Origin of the sequence: Escherichia sp. E2661, assembly GCF_004745185.1 — a bacterium.
Classification (GTDB): Bacteria; Pseudomonadota; Gammaproteobacteria; order Enterobacterales; family Enterobacteriaceae; genus Escherichia.
Genome location: NZ_PDIG01000019.1, coordinates 204,931 through 227,115 on the forward strand (window position 1 = coordinate 204,931; position 22,185 = coordinate 227,115).

The 22,185-nt window shown below is 51.9% G+C and carries 17 protein-coding genes and 4 pseudogenes; 12 read left to right on the forward strand and 9 right to left on the reverse strand.

Features of this window, described 5'->3' with window-relative positions; translation table 11 throughout:
- The first annotated feature begins 24 nt into the window (after positions 1–24).
- The 6 genes and pseudogenes from CRI63_RS10580 (at position 25) to CRI63_RS10605 (ending at position 4,855) form a co-directional block, all read left to right on the forward strand.
- Positions 25–498: a PTS sugar transporter subunit IIA gene (locus CRI63_RS10580; protein ID WP_135519475.1), complete on the forward strand. Its 474-nt coding sequence runs from the start codon at positions 25–27 to the stop codon at positions 496–498.
- Positions 495–776, forward strand: coding sequence for a PTS sugar transporter subunit IIB (locus CRI63_RS10585; protein WP_000084025.1), 282 nt, complete (start codon positions 495–497; stop codon positions 774–776). The genes CRI63_RS10580 and CRI63_RS10585 overlap by 4 nt, the downstream gene beginning before the upstream one ends.
- 76 nt (positions 777–852) lie before the next feature.
- Positions 853–2,211, forward strand: a complete 1,359-nt coding sequence (locus tag CRI63_RS10590) for a PTS galactitol transporter subunit IIC (protein ID WP_001308116.1) — start codon at positions 853–855, stop codon at positions 2,209–2,211.
- Positions 2,204–3,712 (forward strand): FGGY-family carbohydrate kinase, encoded by a 1,509-nt coding sequence (locus tag CRI63_RS10595; protein ID WP_135519477.1) that lies wholly within the window; start codon positions 2,204–2,206, stop codon positions 3,710–3,712. Before CRI63_RS10590 ends, CRI63_RS10595 begins: the two co-directional genes overlap by 8 nt.
- A complete protein-coding gene (locus CRI63_RS10600; protein ID WP_130217802.1) occupies positions 3,702–3,971 on the forward strand; it encodes an HPr family phosphocarrier protein in 270 nt (89 codons plus the stop codon). The genes CRI63_RS10595 and CRI63_RS10600 overlap by 11 nt, the downstream gene beginning before the upstream one ends.
- A gap of 31 nt (positions 3,972–4,002) precedes the next feature.
- Positions 4,003–4,855: pseudogene (locus CRI63_RS10605) on the forward strand (class II aldolase).
- 111 nt (positions 4,856–4,966) lie between these two features.
- Here the strand turns inward: CRI63_RS10605 and CRI63_RS10610 are convergent.
- The 4 genes from CRI63_RS10610 to CRI63_RS24375 all read right to left on the reverse strand — a co-directional run bounded on the left by CRI63_RS10610 (position 4,967) and on the right by CRI63_RS24375 (position 10,066).
- A complete protein-coding gene (locus CRI63_RS10610) occupies positions 4,967–6,091 on the reverse strand; it encodes an ABC transporter permease (protein WP_016262635.1) in 1,125 nt (374 codons plus the stop codon).
- Positions 6,091–8,826, reverse strand: a complete 2,736-nt coding sequence (rbbA, locus tag CRI63_RS10615) for a ribosome-associated ATPase/putative transporter RbbA (RefSeq protein ID WP_135519479.1) — start codon at positions 8,824–8,826, stop codon at positions 6,091–6,093. The genes CRI63_RS10610 and rbbA overlap by 1 nt, the downstream gene beginning before the upstream one ends.
- Complete coding sequence (locus CRI63_RS10620; protein ID WP_135487101.1) at positions 8,823–9,890, reverse strand: HlyD family secretion protein; 1,068 nt, start codon at positions 9,888–9,890, stop codon at positions 8,823–8,825. Before CRI63_RS10620 ends, rbbA begins: the two co-directional genes overlap by 4 nt.
- Positions 9,891–9,952: 62 nt before the next feature.
- Positions 9,953–10,066: a hypothetical protein gene (locus CRI63_RS24375; RefSeq protein ID WP_240782746.1), complete on the reverse strand. Its 114-nt coding sequence runs from the start codon at positions 10,064–10,066 to the stop codon at positions 9,953–9,955.
- Between the two features lie 496 nt (positions 10,067–10,562).
- Between CRI63_RS24375 and CRI63_RS10625 the strand changes: the two are divergent.
- A pseudogene (locus CRI63_RS10625) lies at positions 10,563–11,616 on the forward strand (DUF2776 family protein).
- A 42-nt stretch (positions 11,617–11,658) separates the two neighbouring features.
- Here CRI63_RS10625 and CRI63_RS10630 read toward each other — a convergent pair.
- Positions 11,659–11,955 carry a metalloregulator ArsR/SmtB family transcription factor gene (locus CRI63_RS10630; protein ID WP_000418114.1) on the reverse strand — a complete coding sequence of 99 codons (297 nt, stop codon included), beginning with the start codon at positions 11,953–11,955 and terminating at the stop codon, positions 11,659–11,661.
- A 113-nt stretch (positions 11,956–12,068) separates the two neighbouring features.
- Here CRI63_RS10630 and CRI63_RS10635 point away from each other — a divergent pair, with 113 nt between their 5' ends.
- Entirely contained in the window at positions 12,069–13,058 is a 990-nt protein-coding gene (locus tag CRI63_RS10635; protein WP_135519481.1) for a permease, read from the forward strand.
- Here the strand turns inward: CRI63_RS10635 and CRI63_RS10640 are convergent.
- Positions 13,050–14,244: pseudogene (locus CRI63_RS10640) on the reverse strand (NAD(P)/FAD-dependent oxidoreductase). The gene CRI63_RS10635 and the pseudogene CRI63_RS10640 sit on opposite strands and share 9 nt — an antisense overlap.
- A 230-nt stretch (positions 14,245–14,474) precedes the next feature.
- On the opposite strand from CRI63_RS10640, the gene pitA reads away from it, so the two are divergent.
- Positions 14,475–15,974: an inorganic phosphate transporter PitA gene (pitA, locus tag CRI63_RS10645; protein WP_135519486.1), complete on the forward strand. Its 1,500-nt coding sequence runs from the start codon at positions 14,475–14,477 to the stop codon at positions 15,972–15,974.
- A gap of 72 nt (positions 15,975–16,046) precedes the next feature.
- Positions 16,047–16,145 (forward strand): annotated as a pseudogene (locus CRI63_RS24680) (hypothetical protein); the annotation flags it as partial.
- Positions 16,146–16,219: 74 nt separating this feature from the next.
- On the opposite strand, the gene uspB reads toward CRI63_RS24680, so the two are convergent.
- A complete protein-coding gene (gene uspB, locus CRI63_RS10650) occupies positions 16,220–16,555 on the reverse strand; it encodes a universal stress protein UspB (protein WP_000626187.1) in 336 nt (111 codons plus the stop codon).
- A gap of 391 nt (positions 16,556–16,946) precedes the next feature.
- On the opposite strand from uspB, the gene uspA reads away from it, so the two are divergent.
- Positions 16,947–17,381 carry a universal stress protein UspA gene (gene uspA, locus CRI63_RS10655; protein ID WP_000323571.1) on the forward strand — a complete coding sequence of 145 codons (435 nt, stop codon included), beginning with the start codon at positions 16,947–16,949 and terminating at the stop codon, positions 17,379–17,381.
- Between the two features lie 354 nt (positions 17,382–17,735).
- Positions 17,736–19,205, forward strand: a complete 1,470-nt coding sequence (gene dtpB / locus CRI63_RS10660; protein WP_135519488.1) for a dipeptide/tripeptide permease DtpB — start codon at positions 17,736–17,738, stop codon at positions 19,203–19,205.
- Positions 19,206–19,253: 48 nt separating this feature from the next.
- Here dtpB and rsmJ read toward each other — a convergent pair whose 3' ends face one another.
- The gene (gene rsmJ / locus CRI63_RS10665) at positions 19,254–20,006 is read right to left on the reverse strand and encodes a 16S rRNA (guanine(1516)-N(2))-methyltransferase RsmJ (protein ID WP_135519490.1); all 753 of its coding nucleotides are present in this window, start codon (positions 20,004–20,006) and stop codon (positions 19,254–19,256) included.
- Between the two features lie 7 nt (positions 20,007–20,013).
- Positions 20,014–22,056 carry an oligopeptidase A gene (prlC, locus tag CRI63_RS10670; protein WP_115423870.1) on the reverse strand — a complete coding sequence of 681 codons (2,043 nt, stop codon included), beginning with the start codon at positions 22,054–22,056 and terminating at the stop codon, positions 20,014–20,016.
- Between the last annotated feature and the right edge of the window lie 129 nt (positions 22,057–22,185).

A 22,185-nucleotide genomic window follows, 5' to 3' on the forward strand; every position in this document is an offset into this window, starting at 1 on the left:
GTACACTTTTTTAAGAGGAATAAAATGCAAGGCATACAGTTTCAGGAAAATTATATTCAACGACTTCCGGCAGGGTTAAGTGTTGAACAGATCATCCGTCAGTTAGCGCAACCGTTGGTTGCCGCCGAGCTGGTGGTCTCTGATTTTGCCGACCATGTGCTGAAACGTGAGGCAACTTACCCAACGGGGCTGCCTACCGAACCGCCGTGTGTCGCCATTCCACACACGGATCATAAACATGTCAGGCACAATGCAATTGCCGTCGGCATTTTGCCGGAGCCGGTAGAATTTGCCGATATGGGCGGCGACCCTGACCCCGTACCTGTAAGAGTGATTTTTTTGCTCGCATTAAGCGAAAGCAACAAACAATTAAATGCCCTGGGCTGGATTATGGAGATGATTCAGGATACGCCCTTTATGCGCGCCCTGCTTACGATGGAAACAACAGAAATACACACAGTAATCTTAAACAAAATGAAAGAACGAGGTGAAATATGAGTCAAACCATTTTATTTGTCTGCGCCACGGGTATTGCCACATCCACGGCGGTAACAGAAAAAGTCATGGAATATTGCAAAGAGCAAGGTCTTAACGTCAATTATTCCCAAACCAACGTTGCCTCTTTACCTGGAAATACCGACGGTGTAGCACTGGTAGTCTCAACGACTAAAGTGCCTTATGAACTCGATGTCCCGGTGGTTAACGGCTTGCCGATTATTACCGGTATTGGCGAAGAGAAAGTACTGGCGCAAATTGTTTCGATCCTTAAAAAGTAATTAATAATAATTAATTTCAACACACTCCATCAGGCGCTAACGCGAGGTGCGCTCTCGCCTGAAAAAGAGGTTTATTATGAACGATATCGCGCATACCCTCTATAATATTGTGCAATATATATTGGGATTTGGCCCCACGGTAATGTTACCGCTGGTGTTATTTATTCTTGCTCTCTGTTTTAAAGTAAAACCCGCTAAAGCCTTACGCTCATCATTAACGGTCGGCATTGGTTTTGTCGGTATTTATGCCATTTTTGATATTCTTACCAGCAATGTTGGGCCAGCGGCCCAGGCGATGGTTGAACGCACCGGAATTAATTTACCGGTGGTGGATTTAGGCTGGCCACCACTTTCCGCTATTACATGGGGTTCACCAATTGCCCCGTTTGTTATTCCCCTGACCATTCTGATTAACGTGGCGATGCTGGCGTTAAATAAAACCCGCACCGTTGACGTAGATATGTGGAACTACTGGCATTTTGCCCTTGCCGGTACGCTGGTTTATTACAGCACCGGCAGCCTGTTCTTTGGTTTGCTGGCAGCGGCGATTGCTGCGGTGGTAGTACTTAAACTCGCCGACTGGTCTGCGCCACTGGTACAAAAATACTTTGGCCTGGAAGGGATCTCATTGCCGACGCTCTCTTCGGTGGTGTTCTTCCCGGTCGGTCTGCTGGTCGACAAAATCATCGACCATATCCCTGGCCTCAATCGTATTCATATCGATCCGGAAACCGTACAGAAAAAGTTTGGCATATTCGGCGAACCGATGATGGTTGGCACTATTCTGGGCATTCTGCTCGGCGTAATTGCCGGATACGATTTCAAAAAAGTATTGCTGCTTGGCATCAGCATTGGCGGTGTGATGTTCATCCTGCCACGCATGGTACGCATCCTGATGGAAGGTTTATTACCGCTGTCTGAAGCCATTAAAAAGTATCTCAATGCCAAATACCCTGACCGTGACGATCTCTATATCGGCCTGGATATCGCCGTTGCTGTGGGTAACCCGGCGATTATCTCCACCGCCCTGCTGCTGACGCCAATCTCGGTCTTTATCGCGTTTGTCCTTCCGGGTAATGAAGTCCTGCCGCTTGGCGACCTTGCCAACCTGGCGGTAATGGCGTCGATGATTGCTTTAGCCAGCCGTGGCAATATTTTCCGCACCGTTCTGGCGGCGATCCCGGTGATTATTGCCGATCTGTGGATTGCTACCAAAATCGCGCCGTTTATTACCGGAATGGCGAAAGACGTTAATTTCAAATTTGCCGAAGGCTCCAGCGGCCAGGTTTCCAGTTTCCTTGATGGCGGTAACCCGTTCCGCTTCTGGCTGCTGGAAATCTTCAACGGCAATATCATCGCCATTGGTCTGGTGCCGGTTATCGCCCTGGTACTGTATGGCATTTTCCGAATGACGCGGAGCACGGTTTATGCCTGATAACAGCGCAGCTATCGTTATCGATATTGGCACCACCAATTGCAAAGTCACCTGCTTTTCCTGCCTGGATGCAACGACGTTGGGCGCGCATAAATTCGTGACGGCAAAACAGATCTCCCCACAGGGCGATGTCGATTTCGATATCGACGCCCTCTGGCAGGAGGTCCGCCAGGCGATAGCGCAACTGAACGCCGCTTCACCGCTGCCAGTCAGACGGATCAGCATTGCCAGTTTTGGCGAGTCAGGCGTGTTCCTTGACGAGCACGGCGAGATCCTGACGCCAATGCTGGCCTGGTATGACCGTCGCGGTGAAGAGTATCTGGCAACGCTTAGCGAGGCAGACAGTGCGGCGCTTTATGACATTTGCGGGTTACCGCTGCACAGCAATTACTCTGCCTTCAAAATGCGTTGGTTGCTGGAGCATTATCCGCTGCGCAATCGTCGCGGCCTGCGCTGGCTTCATGCGCCGGAAGTGCTGCTCTGGCGGCTGACTGGCGAACAGCGTACGGATATCACCTTAGCCAGCCGTACGCTGTGTCTGGACGTGCGCAAAGGCGAATGGTCAGCGAAAGCGGCGGCGTTGTTACACGTTCCCTGTTCAGCATTTGCGCCATTAGTACAACCAGGCGAGCACGCCGGATGGGTCAGCGAGTCGCTCTGCAAAACGCTTGGGTTCTCGCAACCGGTCAGCGTGACGCTGGCCGGACATGACCATATGGTGGGGGCGCGAGCGTTACAGATGATGCCGGGCGATATCCTTAACTCGACGGGGACCACGGAAGGCATTCTGCAACTGGATACACAACCGACGCTGGATGAACAGGCCAAACGTGACAAGCTGGCAAACGGCTGTTATTCACTTGCCAACCAGTTCACCCTGTTTGCGTCTCTGCCCGTGGGCGGTTTCGCGCTGGAGTGGCTGCGTAACACGTTCCGGCTAACCGATGTGGAGATCGCCGCGTCACTCACTCGCGGACATGCGGATTATCTGGCGGGGAATTGGTTGCTCGATGACATTCCCGTCTTTATTCCACATCTTCGCGGTTCGGGTTCGCCCTATAAAAATCGCCATACCCGTGGATTATTTTATGGGCTTGGCGATACGTTAAATATCGACATGTTAATTGCCAGCGTCTCACTGGGATTAACCATGGAATTTGCCAACTGCTTCGCCTGTTTTAATGTGCCTGGCACCAGCGCGTTAAAAGTGATCGGTCCGGCAACCCATAATCCTCTTTGGCTGCAATTAAAGGCGGATATTTTACAGCGTCCGGTTGAAGCAATTGCATTTAACGAGGCGGTTTCTGTCGGAGCATTATTAACCGCCGCACCGGATATTCCACCGCCGCAAGTCACCATAGCCCAACGTTTGTTACCGAATCGGGCGAGATATCATCAATTACAGCGTTATCAGCACAAGTGGAAAAGCTGGTATCAGTTGAAATTACAGCAAGAAGGCGTGATGCCATTACATCATCGGGAGGAGCACTATGTTGAGTAAAACCGTGGAGGTCAGAAACAGTACTGGCCTGCATGCACGTCCGGCGGCTTGTCTGGCGAAAGCCGCCAAAAAGTATAGCTGTAAAGTGACGCTGCATTATGAGGGTAATGATATTAATGCCACCAGCATGATGAATATTATGCGCGCCGGAATAAAAGGCGGCAAAACGGTGGAAATACGCTGCGAAGGCGATGATGAAAATGAGGCAATACAGACTCTCACCGCCTTATTTCGTGACCGCTTCGGTGAAGCTGAATAATTAACTGATATTAAAAGATGAGGTTTTCAATATGCCATTAGTTAATGGACGGATACTGCTCGACCGAATTCAGGAAAAACGGGTATTAGCGGGCGCATTTAATACCACCAATCTGGAGACGACAATTTCAATTTTAAACGCTATTGAGCGTTCGGGATTACCCAACTTCATTCAGATTGCACCCACCAATGCACAACTCTCGGGATACGATTACATTTATGAAATCGTGAAACGTCACGCCGATAAAATGGATGTTCCGGTCAGTCTTCATCTGGATCACGGGAAAACCCAGGAGGATGTTAAACAGGCGGTGCGCGCGGGCTTTACCTCGGTCATGATTGACGGTGCCGCATTCTCTTTTGAAGAGAATATCGCTTTCACTCAGGAAGCTGTCGATTTCTGTAAATCCTATGGCGTACCGGTTGAAGCGGAGCTGGGGGCGATTCTCGGCAAAGAAGACGATCACGTCAGCGAAGCCGATTGCAAAACGGAACCGGAAAAGGTGAAGACCTTTGTCGAGCGCACCGGTTGCGACATGCTGGCAGTTTCTATTGGTAACGTTCATGGTCTGGACGATATACCGCGTATCGATATCCCCCTGCTGAAGCGCATTGCCGAAGTCTGCCCGGTGCCACTGGTTATTCACGGCGGCTCCGGTATCGCCCCGGAAATATTACGCAGCTTTGTTAATTATCGCGTCGCTAAAGTAAATATCGCCAGCGATCTGCGCAAAGCGTTTATCACCGCCGTCGGCAAAGCGTATGTGAATAATCACAACGAAGCGAATCTGGCACGAGTGATGGCATCAGCAAAAAAACGCCGTCGAGGAAGATGTGTATAGCAAAATCCTGATGATGAATGAGGGGCATCGGTTGGTTAAGTAAATCTTCGCCGGATGCGGCGTAAACGCCTTATCCGGCCTACAAAACCACAAAAAAATCAATAAATTGCACCGATGCGTAGACCCTATAAGCTTACGCATCGGGCAATTGTAATTACGCCATTGTCCCAATCGTCTTCCTGAATCGCAGCAGCGCGATGGTGAAAAACACGCCGCCAATTGCCATCAGCGTCAGGAACTGCGGCCAGACGATTTCGAATCCGGCACCACGGTAGAGAATGGCTTGCGCGAGGCTAACAAAGTGTGTCGTCGGCATGGTCAGCATAATGTCCTGCACCATCTGCGGCATACTTTCGCGCGGCGTGGATCCACCGGAAAGCATTTGCAACGGTAGCAGCACCAGAATCACCAGCAGCCCCAGTTGCGGCATTGAACGCGCTATCGTCCCCATAAAAATGCCGATTGACGTGGTGGCAAACAGACTGAGCGCCACGCCCAGCATAAACAGCGGGATCGAGCCTTCAATCGGTACGCCCAGCACGCCTTTCACCATCAGCACCAGCGATAATCCCGATACCACCAGCACCACCAGCCCCATCGACCAGACCTTTGCCATCATGATCTCAAACGGCGTTATCGGCATCACCAGTAAATGTTCCACCGTGCCGTGTTCACGCTCGCGGATCAGCGCCGATCCGGTCAGCACAATCGCCAGCATGGTAATGTTGTTGATGATCGCCATCACCCCGCCAAACCACGCGGGATCGAGGTTCGGGTTAAAGCGCATCCGGGTTTCCAGTGATACCAACGGTTCGCTGTTATCACGGTAGCGCGCAACAAAGCTGTTCACTTCACCATTGATAATATTCTGGATATACCCATTGCCGGTAAATGCCTGGCTCATGCGCGTGGCATCGACGTTCACCTGAATATCCGGCTGGCGTCCGGCGAGGACATCACGCTGAAAATTAGGCGGAATATTTATCGCGAAGGTATAGCGTCCGGCGTCCAGTCCGGCATCCATCTCATCGGCGGTGATCATCTCCGGTGGCAAAAACCACGGGCGATAGAAGCTGTTAACGATCCGGTTCGACAACTGCGATTGATCCATATCGGCAATAGCGATCGGCGCGAGGTTCAACGATCCTGGTGTGACGGTCGCTGACGAATACACCGACACCGTAAACGAGAAAACAATCAGCGTCAGCATCGCTTTATCACCGAGCAGACTGCGCAACTCTTTGATACCCAGATTAAAAATATTGCGTAAATGGCGCATCATCCCTCCTGTTTTTTCAGCAGCAGGATGCTTAAGCCCATCACCAGCGGGATGGCTATCAGCAACGGGATAAAAAGTTGCCACAAATCAGTCAGATCAAGCGCTTTTGAGAACGTCCCGCGGGCGATAGTCAGAAAATGACTGGTCGGGTAAACCTCGCCGATCCAACGTCCAGGCCCTTCCAGCGAAGCTACCGGATCGATCATCCCGGAAAACTGTGTCGCCGGGATCAACGTGATAATCGCCGTTCCGAAAATGGCGGCAATCTGGCTTTTCATAAAGGTGGAGATCAGCAGCCCCATTCCGGTGGCGATGATGATATACAGCAGCGCCGCCAGGGTGAGCGTCAGGAAACTGCCTTTATGCGGTACACCAAACACAAACACCGACAGGCCGCAGAGCAAGAAAAAGTTCAGCATCCCCAGCGCGATGTATGGCAACTGTTTACCAAGTAAAAATTCGCTACGGGTGGTGGGGGTCACGTAAAGGTTGATAATCGACCCTAGCTCTTTTTCCCGCACCACGCTAAGGGCGCTTAGCATTGACGGGATCATCATCAGCAGAAGCGGGATCACCGCCGGAACAATCGCTGGCAGGCTTTTTACGTCCGGGTTATAGCGATAGCGCGTCTCAATATTCATCAGCCCGCTTTGGCTGGCGGGCGTCGATTGTCGGCTCGCCACATCCTGTAGCCAGCTCTGGTGCATGGCCTGCACGTAACCTTTTACCGTTTCGGCACGGCTCGGCATCGCACCGTCGATCCAGACGCCGAGTTCCACAGGTGTACCACGCGCGATATCGCGCCCGAAATTAGGTGGGATCTCAATTGCCACCGTGATATCGCCCGCACGCATCCGGCGATCAAGCTCGTCATAACTGGTGAGCGGCGGCTGTTCGATAAAGTAACGAGAACCGGAGAGATTGAGCGTCCACGCCTGGCTACTGACGGTCTGGTCGCGGTCGAGCACCGCAAAGCGCAGGTTTTCCACATCCATACTGATGCCGTAACCCATTATCAGCATCAGGATCACCGTTCCCATCAACGCCAGCGTCGAACGTACCGGATCGCGGCGCAGTTCCAGTGCTTCGCGGCGGCTGTAGCTAAACAGACGGCGCAGGCTAAATCCCTGACGCGGCGCGTGGGTGGTGTCGTGTACCACGGGCGGCGCTTCGGCTTCGTTGCTCTGCCCTGCCGCCTCCTGCAAATAGGCGATAAATGCCTCTTCCAGACTGGCGGCTCCGCGTTTCTCAACCAGCTCCTGCGGTGTACCGCTGGCGAGCACTTTTCCGGCGTGCATCAGTGAGATGCGGTCGCAACGTTCCGCTTCGTTCATAAAGTGGGTGGAGATGAAAATGGTCACTTTGTCCTGGCGCGAGAGATCGACCATCAACTGCCAGAACATATCCCTTGCCACCGGATCGACGCCAGAAGTAGGCTCATCGAGGATTAACATTTCCGGGCGATGAATCACCGCCACCGCCAGCGAAAGCCGCTGGCGAATGCCGAGCGGCAATGACTCCGGCAGAACATCTTCAACGTCGTTGAGCTTAAAACGCTCGCTCATTTCAGCCACTCGCGCGGGAATTTCCGCTTCCGGGATGTGAAACAAACGGGCATGTAACTCAAGGTTTTGCCGCACGGTGAGTTCGTTATAGAGCGAAAACGCCTGCGACATATAGCCCACCCGACGGCGAGTATCGATATCTTTTGGATCAACCGGTTGCCCGAACAGCCACGCCTCACCTTCGCTGGCGGGCAGTAGTCCGGTAAGCATTTTCATGGTGGTGGATTTACCGCAGCCGTTCGAACCGAGAAAGCCAAAAATCTCCCCGCGTGGAATGCGGAAATTGACGTGATCAACAGCGACAAAGGAACCAAAACGCATGGTCAGATCGCGCGCTTCGATGGCAATCTCTGCGTTTTCAGGTTGATACGGTGGGATCACTACCGCCTGATGCGCCTGGCGTTGCGCTTGCGGTAACAGATTAATAAACGCCTCTTCCAGCGTGGCGCTTTGCGTTTGCTGCCGCAGCTCTTCGGCGCTACCGGTTGCCAGCACTTCTCCGGCATTCATCGCAACCAGCCAGTCGAAGCGTTCCGCCTCTTCCATGTAGGCGGTGGCGACCAGAACACTCATATTGCTCTGCCGCTGGCGAATACTGTCGATCAGATCCCAGAACTGGGCGCGGGAGAGCGGGTCAACCCCCGTTGTTGGCTCATCAAGGATCAACAGTTCCGGGTCGTGGATTAACGCGCAGCACAGCCCAAGTTTTTGCTTCATCCCGCCGGAGAGTTTCCCTGCCGGACGATCGCGAAATGGTGCTAACCCGGTGCTGGTCAGCAGCTCGTTAATTCGGACTTCCCGCTCCGCTTTGTCGTGACCGAACAGACGGGCGAAAAAATCGACGTTTTCATACACCGACAAGGTGTGGTAGAGGTTTTTGCCCAGCCCTTGCGGCATCCAGGCGATGCGCGGGCAAACGTCGCGGCGATGCTTCGGGTCGCGCATATCGCCGCCCAGCACCATCACGTTGCCCTGCTCAATGACACGAGCACCGGAAATCAATGACAATAAACTCGACTTACCGACGCCGTCCGGGCCAATCAGCCCGACCATGCAACGGGCCGGAATCTCGAGAGTGATATTGTTCAGCGCAACGGTTTTTCCATAATGCTGGCTCACGCCCACCAGTTGCGCGACAGGCGGGACGGGAACCAGTTCCAGATGCGTCATTGCGGCAACCTCACCACGAGGTCGTCAGGCCACGGAAGTTCTTCATTCACCCGCACCCACGCCACGCCCGGCAAGCCCGTTTTGACATATTCCAGATGCTGCTGGAGTAATTCCGGTGGGATACGCGCTTTGACACGGAACATCAGTTTCAGCCGCTCATCGCTGGTTTCGACAGTTTTTGGCGTGAACTGGGCAACACTGGCGACAAAACTGATGGTTGCCGGAATACGCAAATCTGGCGCGGCATCGAGGATCAGCCGGGCTTCACCACCCAGTTTCAGCGTGCCCGCTTGTTCGGTTGGCAGGAAGAAGGTCATATAGACGTCGCTGAGATCGACCATATTCAGCACCCGACCGCCTGCCGCCAGCACTTCGCCTGGCTCGGCAACCCGATACTGCACGCGTCCGTCACGCGGGGCTTTCAGTTCGCTGTCATCGATATCTGCGGCAATGCGCCGTTCAGTGGCTTGTGCCGCTTCGACGCGCGTTTGCGCCTGAATGATATTGGTGCGCGCCGCCTCTATAGCGGCTTTAGAAGCCGAAACCTGGGCTTTTGCCGATTCCAGCGCAGCACGGGCACCTTCGGCAGCGGCGCGGTCGTCATCCAACTGTTGCGCAGAAATAGCCCCACGATGGGCGAGCGAGCGGGAACGGGTATGACGTTTGGCTACGGAGTCCAGTTCAGCTTGCCGTTGATTAACCAGCGACTGAGCGGCGCGAGTTTCACTTTGCCGCTGTTCCAGCAAAGCCTGCGCGGCGGCAACGGCGCTTTGCGCCTCTTTGATTTGCGCGATGGCCTCCAGCCGTTGCTCCTGCAACACGCGAGTATCCATCTTCGCCAGCACTTCACCTTCGCGAACAAACTGGCCTTCTTTCACCAGAATGGTGTCGATACGCCCGGCAATTTTGCTGGCGATATCCACTTCCGTCGCTTCAATGCGCCCATTGCTGACGGCAAAGCCTTCCGGCACACCTGCCGGGCGCAACAGCCACCACGCCACGATAGCAGCCACCGCCAGTAACCCGACAACCCACCACGCCAGATGGCGCTTAATATTATCCATAATCGACCCGCCATAATCCCTGTAAGCAATCGACGCGTGTTACAACTGCCACCGAACGACGTTCAGCGAATTATTCCATCCGGGATAAGAAGGAAACGGCAAAGGCGGCCAGGGCGCAGCAAACTGAGCGCCAACGGGGAAGGCTTAGTGAAAACGGGTAGTAATGTTGTCATCATCAGCATTCCTGGCCGTAAATGAAACACGCATACTCATAAGTGAAATCAATTAAATACTAACATTTATATTCATGTTGTCTATTTGATTACCATCAGCTTGTGATACATCGCGATGTTCTTCTATTCGATAGCGTTTTTTAACCCAAAATAGTCTTAAACAGGAAAGGTGACTATCACGCAGTGTTATTATTATCTTGTATACAAATATCTTAACGAAAGGTAATAAGGTATTTTTGCAAAAAGAGGGCAGATGAGAAAAAAAGCGTTTTAAGCAACGATGAAAAATAAGAAAAAGATATTAATTCAGAATTAGCCGTAGGATAAATATTTATTTACCAGCATTAACTTGCTTCTAAAAATCGATACTCAGAACAATAAATCCGGCTATAGTAAAGTTACTTTTTACAATTAGTGGTATCTCATTGTTATATTTAACTAACTAAAAATACTACTTACACGCTTTCTGACATTAGCGGCAACGCATATGGAGATTGAGATGAACATATATATCGGATGGCTATTTAAATTAATCCCTTTAATTATGGGGATAATATGTATTGCATTGGGTGATTTTGTATTAGCAGGTTCCGGGCAAAGTGAGTATTTTGTGGCGGGGCATGTACTTATTTCGCTTTCTGCAATCTGTCTGGCGTTATTCACTACCGCATTTATTATTATCTCTCAGTTAACCCACGGCGTGAATAAATTCTACAACACATTATTTCCTGTTATTGGTTATGCCGGTTCTGCAATAACTATGATTTGGGGATGGTCACTGTTGGCAAGCGATAATGTCATGGCCGATGAATTTGTTGCCGGGCATGTTATTTTCGGTGTTGGGATGATTGCCGCCTGCGTATCAACCGTGGCGGCGTCTTCCGGGCATTTTTCTGCTAATTCCCAAAAATGCCTCGGGCAGTAAGAGTGATGGTACGCCGTTGCAGGCTTATTCTTCAACAATCGGTAATGGCTTAATTGCCGTTCCCATTCTGCTTACTCTCTTTGGTTTCATTTGGTCAGTCGCGCTGTTACGTAGTGCAAATATCACACCACATTATGTTGCTGGTCACGTACTGCTGGGGTTAACGGCAATTTGCGCTTGTCTTATCGGCCTTGTCGCCACTATTGTCCATCAAACGCGGAATACGTTCTCAGTGAAAGAGCATTGGCTGTGGTGCTATTGGGTTATTTTACTTGGATCACTGACGGTTATTCAGGGGATCTACGTTTTAGTCAGTTCAGATGCAAGTGCCAGACTGGCACCCGGCATTATTCTTATTTGTCTGGGAATGATCTGCTACAGTATTTTCTCCAAAGTGTGGCTGTTGGCGCTGGTATGGCGACGCACCTGTTCGTTAGCCAACAGAATACCCATGATTCCGGTATTTACCTGTCTGTTTTGCCTGTTCCTTGCAGCGTTCCTTGCTGAAATTGCGCAAACCGATATGGCTTATTTTATTCCTTCGCGAGTTTTGGTTGGCTTAGGTGCAGTGTGTTTTACACTGTTTTCCATCGTTTCTATATTAGAAGCGGGGTCTGCGAAAAAATAATGACTCTCGCCGGATTGTGGTTATGCTACAGCCCGGCGAATATTAATACTTCCCGTTATTCACGCAGCACTCTTCACGCAGAAAGCTAATAATCCCTTCCAGAACATCATATTGCGAGACACACATCAACGTGCGACTTTCGCGGTTTTGCTTAACCAGACCAACGGAGACCAGCGCCGAGATATGGTGGCTCAAGGTCGATGCGGGGATCGCAAGTTCCTTCTGTAACTCGCCTACCGGCATCCCGCGTTCTCCCGCTTTGACCAGATGACGAAAAATAAACAAACGGGTCGGATGACCTAATTCTTTCAGTGCCTTAGCGACATCTTCCAGTTCCATAAGTAGTTTCTCCGGCTAATTGATATTTCGATAATACCAGAAATATCTTGCTCACCGCTCGTTATTTCGATAATTTTAGAAATATAGTTTTAGCGAGGGTATAAAATGTTTGAATGGTTACCAGGCTGCGCGACGCCGCCGGGATGTTCCTGTTCTTAGCCGTAGAGCTATCGTTACTTTTTCTTCTTATCAGTGCTGGTGTTAGCGTAATCCGTCAGAAAATCCCGGATCATAAGATCCAGAAAATGATGGGTGCGCGTAAAGGGCGCGGTTATTTGCTGGCAGCAATGTTAGGTGCAGTGACTCCGTTTTGCAGTTGCTCAACCATTCCCATGCTTCGCGGCCTTCTTTCTGCAAAAGCGGGATTTGGTCCAACGCTCACCTTTTTATTTGTTTCACCATTACTCAACCCGATTATCGTCGGGCTAATGTGGGCAACATTTGGCTGGAAGGTCACGTTGCTGTACGCCGTTATTGCGTGCGGCGTTTCGCTGGCCGCCAGTTTGTTACTGGATTTTGTTGGCTTCGAACGATATGTCATACCGGCAAAGGGGAGCAACGCGAGCTGCTGCAAACCAGTGTCCGATAAACCCGTTATTAACTTGCGCTCCGTGACGTTTACACCGCAAACCACATCTTGCTGTACCGCAAAACCTGCTGTTAATTGCTGTAGTGCTGCCAAAACGGCTCCCCCCAGCCTGCCGACTCAGGCAATAAAGGATGCATGGCTGCAATTTAAAGAAGTGCTGCCCTATCTGTTAATTGGGGTGCTAATTGGCTCATTTATTTACGGCTTTATTCCAGCACAATGGATTGCAGCACATGCCGGAACGGATAATCCACTGGCCATCCCCCTGAGCGCGGTTATAGGTATCCCGCTCTATATACGTGCAGAAGCCGTCATTCCCCTCGCCTCGGTATTAATGACCAAAGGCATGGGGATGGGAGCTGTAATGGCACTCATCATCGGTAGCGCGGGTGCCAGCTTAACAGAAGTTATTTTGCTGAAATCGATGTTTCGCACGCCGATGATTATTGCCTTTCTGATGGTAATTTTAGGAATGGCAGTGGTTATGGGATATGTAACGCAAGCGTTATTCTGAGGCCAAATCCTGCGCACAGGCCCACGCACTGGACCACGCCCACTGGAAGTTATACGCCCCCCAGCCAGCCGGTAACGTCCATCACTTCACCGATAAAGTACAAGCCCGGAACTTTACGCGCTTCCATCGTCCGTGATGAGAGTTCATTGGTGTCCACGCCGCCGAGCGTCACTTCGGCGGTGCGATAGCCTTCAGTGCCGTTAGGTTGTACGCGCCAGTCGGTCAATGTGGCAATGAGCGCCTGTTGGTCACGCACGTTGAGCTGTTTTAACGAGACGTCCGGGATCTGCCCGAGTTGTTGTAACCGTTCAACCAACCGTTTCGGCAGATGAACCGCCAGCGTGTTTTTCAGGCTCTGATTCGGATGCGCGTTACGCTGTTCATTAAGAAAGGCTTCCAGATCGACATCCGGTAGCAGATTGATGCTGACAAATTCACCCGGTTGCCAGTAGCTGGATATCTGCAATACCGCAGGGCCAGACAAGCCGCGGTGGGTGAAGAGTAAGTTCTCACGGAACACGGTGCCGTTTTCAGCGGTGATCACTGAAGGCACCGCCACGCCTGCCAGCACCTGTAACTCTTCCAGCAACGGTTTATGCAGGGTGAATGGCACCAGGCCTGCGCGCGTCGGCAACACGTTCAGCCCGAATTGTTCGGCAATCTTATAACCAAATGGCGACGCGCCCAGACCCGGCATCGAGAGGCCTCCGGTCGCGATGACCAGTTTATCGCAACCTACGGTCATGCCGTTCAGTTCAAGCGTGAATCCCGCGTCATCCTTCGTCACGCTCAACACTTCGCTACGTAATCTGAAGGTCACATTGCCCTTCTCGCACTCATCCACCAGCATGTCGACAATCTGCTGAGCGGAGTCATCACAGAAGAGTTGCCCTAACGTTTTCTCGTGCCAGGCGATGCCGTGTTTATTGACCAGATCAATGAAATCCCACTGGGTAAAACGCGCGAGCGCAGACTTACAAAAATGCGGATTCTGGCTCAGATAAGCGCCTGGTTCGACATAAAGGTTGGTAAAGTTGCAGCGCCCACCGCCAGACATGAGGATTTTTCGCCCTGGTTTTTTACCATTATCGATCAGCAGAACCCGGCGTCCTGCCTGACCTGCCAGCGCAGAACAGAACATACCCGCCGCACCAGCGCCTATAATAATGGCATCAAACCTTTCCACGTTGCGCTCCTCTTAGAAAAAATGGGCGTGAATTGTAAAGATTCCTCAGTGGCCGCACCAGCAGCAATATTACTTAGGGGAAGTATTTGCCTGAATTATATAAGATAATTATTTTTTGAGCGAAATTCATACAGGAGGCAAATCAAAAAAATCTATATTTCACTTTGCCCGCGCCGCGAAAGTCACTGATAATGCGCCGCGTTCATGTCCTCAAAATGGCGTAACGTCCTATGCTACATTTGTTTGCTGGCCTGGATTTGCATACCGGGCTGTTATTATTGCTTGCACTGGCTTTTGTGCTGTTCTACGAAGCCATCAATGGTTTCCATGACACAGCCAACGCCGTGGCAACTGTCATCTATACCCGCGCGATGCGTTCTCAGCTCGCTGTGGTTATGGCGGCAGTGTTCAACTTCCTGGGTGTTTTGCTGGGTGGTCTTAGTGTTGCCTATGCCATTGTGCATATGCTGCCGACGGATCTGCTGCTTAATATGGGATCGTCCCATGGTCTTGCCATGGTGTTCTCTATGTTGCTGGCAGCAATTATCTGGAACCTTGGTACCTGGTACTTTGGTTTACCTGCATCCAGCTCCCATACGCTGATTGGCGCGATCATCGGTATTGGTTTAACCAATGCGTTGATGACCGGTACGTCAGTGGTGGATGCACTCAATATCCCGAAAGTATTAAGTATTTTCGCATCTCTGATCGTTTCCCCTATTGTCGGCCTGGTGTTTGCTGGCGGTCTGATTTTCTTGCTGCGTCGCTACTGGAGTGGCACCAAGAAACGCGCCCGTATCCACCTGACCCCAGCGGAACGTGAAAAGAAAGACGGCAAGAAAAAGCCGCCGTTCTGGACGCGTATCGCGCTGATCCTTTCCGCTATCGGCGTGGCGTTCTCTCACGGCGCGAACGATGGTCAGAAAGGCATTGGCCTGGTTATGTTGGTTCTGATTGGCGTCGCACCAGCGGGCTTCGTGGTGAATATGAATGCCACTGGCTACGAAATCACCCGTACCCGTGATGCCATCAACAATGTGGAAGCTTACTTTGAGCAGCATCCTGCGCTGCTTAAACAGGCGACCGGTGCCGATCAGTTAGTACCGACACCAGAAGCAGGCGCAACACAACCTGCGGAGTTCCATTGCCATCCGTCGAATACCATGAACGCGCTCAACCGCCTGAAAGGCATGCTGACCGCCGATGTGGAAAGCTACGACAAGCTGTCGCTTGACCAACGTAGCCAGATGCGCCGCATTATGCTGTGCGTTTCTGACACTATCGACAAAGTGGTGAAAATGCCTGGCGTCACTGCGGATGATCAGCGTCTGTTGAAGAAACTGAAGTCCGATATGCTGAGCACCATCGAGTATGCTCCGGTGTGGATCATCATGGCGGTCGCGCTGGCGTTAGGTATCGGTACGATGATTGGCTGGCGTCGTGTGGCGACCACTATCGGTGAGAAAATCGGTAAGAAAGGCATGACCTACGCTCAGGGGATGTCTGCTCAGATGACGGCAGCGGTGTCTATCGGTCTGGCGAGTTATACCGGGATGCCGGTTTCCACCACTCACGTACTCTCCTCTTCCGTAGCGGGGACAATGGTGGTTGACGGCGGCGGCTTACAGCGTAAAACCGTGACCAGCATTCTGATGGCCTGGGTGTTTACCCTCCCGGCTGCAGTTCTGCTCTCCGGTGCGCTGTACTGGATCTCCTTGCAGTTCCTGTAATCGCACGCATAAAAACGGGCGGGTCAGTTTACTGGCCCGCTTCAGATTGTTGACATAGTGCGCTTTGTTCATGCCGGATGCGGCGTGAACGCCTTATCCGGCCTACAAAAACATGCAAATTCAATAGATTGCAGAGATTATGTAGGCCTGATAAGCGTAGCGCATCAGGCAATTTTGCGTTTGTAATCAGTCTCGGGCGGGTCAGTTTACTGGCCCGCTTTTTTTATGCGTTATTACCGTGGCGCTTAATGCCAAATCATCAACGCAATCAGGCTTACCACCACCAGGCCACACAATGCGCTGGTCAGAATAAACTGACGACGCACGCGCTCGCAGCGACGGATAAACTCATCATCGTGATGATCGCGATAACGTTGGGCATAGATATACCAAACGAGACGCACCTGTTTGTTGGGTTGGCCATGTGAGGTAAAAAAGCCCCCTCCATCAACATATTGATAGAGCAATGGATCGCAATTACGCAGTACCACTAACAACGCGCGTAGTGATGAGAAATAGCGCGCCATGTTAACAATGCAAACGACACATAAAGCCCAAAATAATGCGACGGTGCTTATCATACCCCCTCCCCGGCGACCTGCCCGCGGAGTTCCCCTCCGGGGCTACCGCTCCCGATACGCTGCCAATCAGTTAACACCAGGTCCTGGAGAAACCGCTTTTGTGATGACAAACATCCGAGCGGCTCTATAGATAGTGTAGGAGATCAGGTTGTTTTTTTTTCCATAAGGTTAACCACTATCAATACATTCATGTAGAAAATTTGATTATCTGATTGGTAAGCAAGGCGGATTGACGGATCATCCAGGTCGCTATAAGGTAAGGATGGTCTTTTCACTGAATCTTTACGGCTGGGTTAGCCCCGCGCACGTAGTTCGCAGGACGCGGGTGACGTAACGGCACAAGAAACGCAAGCTGGCCAGTCATCGACAACTTTATGGAAGGAGTAACACTATGGCTTATAAACACATTCTCATCGCGGTCGATCTCTCCCCGGAAAGCAAAGTTCTGGTAGAGAAAGCAGTCTCTATGGCTCGCCCCTACAATGCGAAAGTTTCTCTGATCCACGTAGATGTAAACTACTCTGACCTATACACCGGACTTATTGATGTAAATCTGGGTGACATGCAGAAACGCATTTCCGAAGAGACTCATCATGCATTGACCGAACTCTCCACCAACGCAGGATACCCCATCACTGAAACCCTTAGCGGCAGCGGCGATTTGGGTCAGGTTCTGGTTGATGCGATCAAGAAATACGACATGGACCTGGTTGTTTGTGGTCACCACCAGGACTTCTGGAGCAAACTGATGTCTTCCGCGCGTCAGCTGATCAACACCGTTCACGTTGATATGCTGATTGTTCCGCTGCGCGACGAAGAAGAATAATATCTCCCCTACTTGCTCCTGAGCGCCCGCTTATGCGGGCGTTCTGCTTTTTGTGTTGCACCCGAATGCAACGTGCGGGGACAAACACGGGAGCGCTCAATCAAGCCGGTGTTCATCCGCAGTCAGAAAGTTCCACTACGCATCGAATAATTCAAATTTACATCACGAAAAAATAGCATTTAGCGCCATCATATCTCAAACAACCAGCATGATTAGCTGGTTGTTTTTTGTTGTGATAGTGCATTAATGCATTCATTACATCAATATTAAGAATTTTAGACGTGTGTAAACTCTTTCGCACGCAATCACTTACGCGTTCATACTTTTCATGATGGTATTGAAAGGCTAAAAATTATGAATACAACAACACCCACTGGGATGCTGCAACAACCTCGCCCATTCTTCATGATCTTTTTTGTCGAACTATGGGAGCGATTCGGTTACTACGGCGTGCAAGGCGTCCTGGCCGTTTTCTTCGTTAAACAGCTCGGTTTCTCACAAGAACAGGCTTTTGTCACCTTTGGTGCCTTCGCTGCACTGGTCTATGGCCTTATCTCGATCGGCGGTTATGTTGGCGACCATCTGTTAGGAACTAAACGAACCATTGTCCTTGGGGCAATTGTTCTGGCGATGGGCTACTTCATGACCGGGATGTCGCTACTCAAGCCAGACCTGATATTCATCGCGCTGGGAACAATCGCCGTCGGCAACGGCCTGTTTAAAGCCAACCCGGCAAGCCTGCTTTCGAAGTGCTATCCACCGAAAGATCCACGTCTCGATGGCGCTTTCACCCTGTTCTATATGTCGATCAATATCGGCTCGTTGATTGCGCTGTCGCTAGCACCGGTTATCGCTGACAGATTTGGCTATTCCGTCACCTATAACTTATGCGGAGCAGGATTGATTGTCGCGCTACTGGTTTACATCGCCTGTCGCGGAATGGTGAAAGATATTGGTTCTGAACCAGATTTCCGACCGATGAACTTCAGCAAATTGTTGTACGTGCTGTTTGGCAGCGTGGTGATGATTTTCGTTTGCGCATGGCTGATGCACAACGTGGAAGTCGCCAATCTGGTACTGATTGTTCTCTCTATCGTCGTGACCATTATCTTCTTCCGTCAGGCATTCAAGCTGGATAAAACCGGGCGCAATAAGATGTTTGTCGCCTTTGTGCTGATGCTTGAAGCGGTAGTGTTTTACATCCTCTACGCCCAGATGCCAACGTCGCTGAACTTCTTTGCTATCAACAACGTGCATCATGAAATTCTCGGTTTTTCCATCAACCCGGTGAGCTTCCAGGCGCTTAACCCGTTCTGGGTGGTGCTCGCCAGCCCAGTTCTGGCAGGCATTTACACGCATCTGGGTAACAAAGGCAAAGACCTCTCCATGCCGATGAAATTTACCCTCGGTATGTTTATGTGCTCGCTGGGCTTTTTGACAGCCGCCGCAGCGGGAATGTGGTTTGCGGATGCCCAGGGGCTGACATCGCCATGGTTTATCGTGCTGGTTTACTTATTCCAGAGCTTAGGTGAACTGCTTATTAGCGCCCTGGGCCTCGCAATGATTGCCGCTCTGGTGCCACAACATTTGATGGGCTTTATTCTCGGGATGTGGTTCCTTACGCAGGCTGCCGCGTTCTTGCTGGGCGGCTATGTGGCAACATTTACCGCAGTACCAGACAACATTACCGACCCGCTTGAAACGCTGCCTGTCTATACCAACGTGTTTGGTAAGATTGGTCTGGTCACGCTGGGCGTTGCTGTAGTGATGCTGTTGATGGTGCCGTGGCTGAAACGAATGATTGAGACGCCGGAAAGCCATTGATTATTCTTGCAGAAAACAGGGTAGCGTTATCGCTACCCTGTTTTACTTTTACGCCGGTGTACCAGCATAAATATCAAAGCGATGCCCTTTGGTGACAACCGCGTTTGGCGTGGCAACATTCGCCAGCGGCGGCGCGTAGTCCGGGCGCTTTACCACCACGCGTTTGGTCGCCAGCAGCCGCGCAGGCTCCAGCAACCCATCGGCGTCGAGATCCGGCCCCACCAGCGACTGAAACACGCGCATCTCTTTTTTCACCAGCGCGCTTTTCTGCTTATGCGGGAACATCGGGTCGAGATAGACCACCTGCGGGCGTGGGGTAATATCGGTTAGCGCCGTCAGGCTGGAGGCGTAAATTAATTGCAAACGCTCCTGCAACCAGCCGCCGATCTCCGCATCGGCATAGCCACGCGCCAGGCCATCGTCGAGCAATGCGGCAACCACCGGATTACGTTCCAGCATCCGCACGCGGCAGCCGACCGACGCCAGCACAAAGGCATCGCGACCCAGTCCTGCGGTGGCGTCCACCACGTCCGGCAGATAATCGCCTTTAATGCCCACCGCTTTCGCCACCGCCTCACCGCGGCCACCGCCGAATTTGCGACGGTGCGCCATTGCCCCGCCGACAAAATCAACGAAAATGCCGCCAAGCTTTGGCTCATCGCGCTTGCGCAGTTCCAGATGTTCCGGCGTTAACACCAGCGCCATCAGGTTGTCTTCATCGTGCTCCAGCCCCCAGCGGGCCGCCAGAACAGATAAGGCGCCGTCTCCGGCGCCTGTTTCATCAATTAAGCAGATTTTCACTGAATGATCAGCCCTTAATGCCGTAATGCTCCAGCATCGCATCCAGTTGCGGTTCACGACCACGGAAACGTTTGAACAGATCCATCGGCTCTTCTGAACCACCACGGCTCAGAATATTGTCGAGGAACGACTGCCCGGTTTCACGGTTGAAAATGCCCTCTTCCTCAAAACGCGAGAAGGCATCTGCTGCCAGCACATCGGCCCACAGGTAGCTGTAGTAACCTGCGGCATAACCACCAGCAAAGATATGGCTAAATGCATGTGGGAAACGGCCCCATGACGGAGACGGTACCACGGCAACCAGTTTCTTGATTTCTGCCAGAGTTTCGAGGATTTTCGCTCCCTGATCCGGGCGGAACTCGGCATGGAGGCGGAAATCGAACAGGCCGAACTCCAGCTGACGCAGAATAAACAGCGCCGCCTGGTAGTTCTTCGCCGCCAGCATTTTATCCAGCAACTCTTTCGGCAGCGGTTCGCCAGTTTCATAGTGACCAGAGATAAACGCCAGCGCCTCAGGCTCCCAGCACCAGTTTTCCATAAACTGGCTCGGCAGTTCGACCGCATCCCACGGCACCCCGCTGATCCCGGAAACACCAGCGGTTTCGATGCGGGTCAGCATATGATGCAGGCCGTGACCGAACTCGTGGAACAGGGTGATCACTTCGTCGTGGGTAAACAGCGCCGGTTTACCATTTACCGGGCGGTTGAAGTTACAGGTCAGATACGCGACCGGTTTTTGCAGCGAACCGTCGGCTTTGCGCATCTGGCCTACGCAGTCATCCATCCACGCCCCGCCGCGCTTGTTTTCACGGGCATACAGGTCGAGGTAGAAGCTACCGCGCAGTTCGTTGTTCTCGTCATACAGTTCGAAGAAACGTACATCCGGATGCCAGACATCAACATCTTTACGCTCTTTAGCGGTGATGCCGTAAATACGTTTCACCACTTCAAACAGGCCATTAACCGCTTTGTTTTCCGGGAAGTACGGACGCAGCTGTTCGTCGCTGATGCTGTAGAGGTGCTGTTTCTGTTTTTCGCTATAGTAAGCGATATCCCACGGTTGCAGCTCATCGACGCCAAATTCGGCTTTGGCGAAGGCACGCAGTTGTGCCAGCTCTTTTTCACCTTGCGGACGCGCGCGTTTTGCCAGATCGGTTAAGAAATCCAGCACCTGCTGCGGGTTTTCTGCCATTTTAGTGGCAAGGGATTTAAAGGCGTAGTTTTCAAAGCCCAGCAGTTGCGCCAGTTCGTGACGCAGCGCGAGGATCTCTTCCATCACCTTGCTGTTGTCCCACTTACCGGCGTTCGGGCCTTGATCGGAGGCGCGGGTGCTGTAAGCGCGATACATCTCTTCACGCAAGGCCTGGTTGTCGCAGTAGGTCATTACCGGCAGATAGCTTGGGATATCCAGCGTCAGCAGGTAGCCTTCCAGCTCTTTCGCTTCGGCCTGGGCTTTTGCCGCAGCCAGCGCGCTTTCTGGCATCCCCGCCAGTTCCGCTTCGTCGGTGACGAGTTTGGTCCAGCCCATCGTCGCATCGAGAACGTTGTTGCTGTACTGGTTGCCCAGCTCAGAAAGACGGGTGGCAATCTCACCGTAACGCTGCTGTTTCTCTTTCGGCAGACCGATGCCAGAGAGTTCGAAGTCGCGCAGTGCGTTATCAACCGCTTTTTTCTGAGCCGTGTTCAGCGTGGCATAGTTATCGCCATCGCGCAGGTCGCGATACGCTTTATACAGCCCTTCATGTTGCCCTACCCAGGTGCTGTATTCTGACAGCAGCGGCAGGGTTTGTTCGTACGCTTCACGCAGTTCCGGGCTATTTTTCACCGAGTTCAGGTGGCTGACCGGAGAGAAAATACGCCCCAGCACATCGTCCACTTCCGCCAGCGGCTGGCAGAGATTTTCCCAGGTGTACGGTGCCCCTTGCGCTACTACGCGCTCCACGTTTTCGCGGCAGTCATTCAGCGCCTTAGTCACGGCTGGAACGACATGTTCCGGGAGAATTTTAGAAAACGGAGGCAATTCAAAGGGAGTCAGTAACGGATTCGTCATTAGCGCAGTCCTGGTTAAAGAGGTTAAGGAAGCGCTCAACAGGCGCTTTACATAATGTGTGTAGCATGGGGTTAAGTGTAGTGAATTTCAATGAGAAACGTTACGCTTTCGCGGCGGCGGCCTCTTTTC

Bases quoted from the DNA above. Each gene is read 5' to 3' on its own strand.
- CRI63_RS10620 (WP_135487101.1), bottom strand. From the start codon at position 9,890: ATGGATAATATTAAGCGCCATCTGGCGTGGTGGGTTGTCGGGTTACTG.
- CRI63_RS10630 (WP_000418114.1), bottom strand. From the start codon at position 11,955: ATGGAACTGGAAGATGTCGCTAAGGCACTGAAAGAATTAGGTCATCCG.
- CRI63_RS10585 (WP_000084025.1), top strand. From the start codon at position 495: ATGAGTCAAACCATTTTATTTGTCTGCGCCACGGGTATTGCCACATCC.
- CRI63_RS10635 (WP_135519481.1), top strand. From the start codon at position 12,069: ATGGTTACCAGGCTGCGCGACGCCGCCGGGATGTTCCTGTTCTTAGCC.
- CRI63_RS10610 (WP_016262635.1), bottom strand. From the start codon at position 6,091: ATGCGCCATTTACGCAATATTTTTAATCTGGGTATCAAAGAGTTGCGC.
- CRI63_RS10600 (WP_130217802.1), top strand. From the start codon at position 3,702: ATGTTGAGTAAAACCGTGGAGGTCAGAAACAGTACTGGCCTGCATGCA.
- prlC (WP_115423870.1), bottom strand. From the start codon at position 22,056: ATGACGAATCCGTTACTGACTCCCTTTGAATTGCCTCCGTTTTCTAAA.
- uspB (WP_000626187.1), bottom strand. From the start codon at position 16,555: ATGATAAGCACCGTCGCATTATTTTGGGCTTTATGTGTCGTTTGCATT.
- dtpB (WP_135519488.1), top strand. From the start codon at position 17,736: ATGAATACAACAACACCCACTGGGATGCTGCAACAACCTCGCCCATTC.
- CRI63_RS10595 (WP_135519477.1), top strand. From the start codon at position 2,204: ATGCCTGATAACAGCGCAGCTATCGTTATCGATATTGGCACCACCAAT.
- pitA (WP_135519486.1), top strand. From the start codon at position 14,475: ATGCTACATTTGTTTGCTGGCCTGGATTTGCATACCGGGCTGTTATTA.
- CRI63_RS10590 (WP_001308116.1), top strand. From the start codon at position 853: ATGAACGATATCGCGCATACCCTCTATAATATTGTGCAATATATATTG.
- uspA (WP_000323571.1), top strand. From the start codon at position 16,947: ATGGCTTATAAACACATTCTCATCGCGGTCGATCTCTCCCCGGAAAGC.
- rbbA (WP_135519479.1), bottom strand. From the start codon at position 8,826: ATGACGCATCTGGAACTGGTTCCCGTCCCGCCTGTCGCGCAACTGGTG.
- CRI63_RS10580 (WP_135519475.1), top strand. From the start codon at position 25: ATGCAAGGCATACAGTTTCAGGAAAATTATATTCAACGACTTCCGGCA.
- CRI63_RS24375 (WP_240782746.1), bottom strand. From the start codon at position 10,066: ATGATGACAACATTACTACCCGTTTTCACTAAGCCTTCCCCGTTGGCG.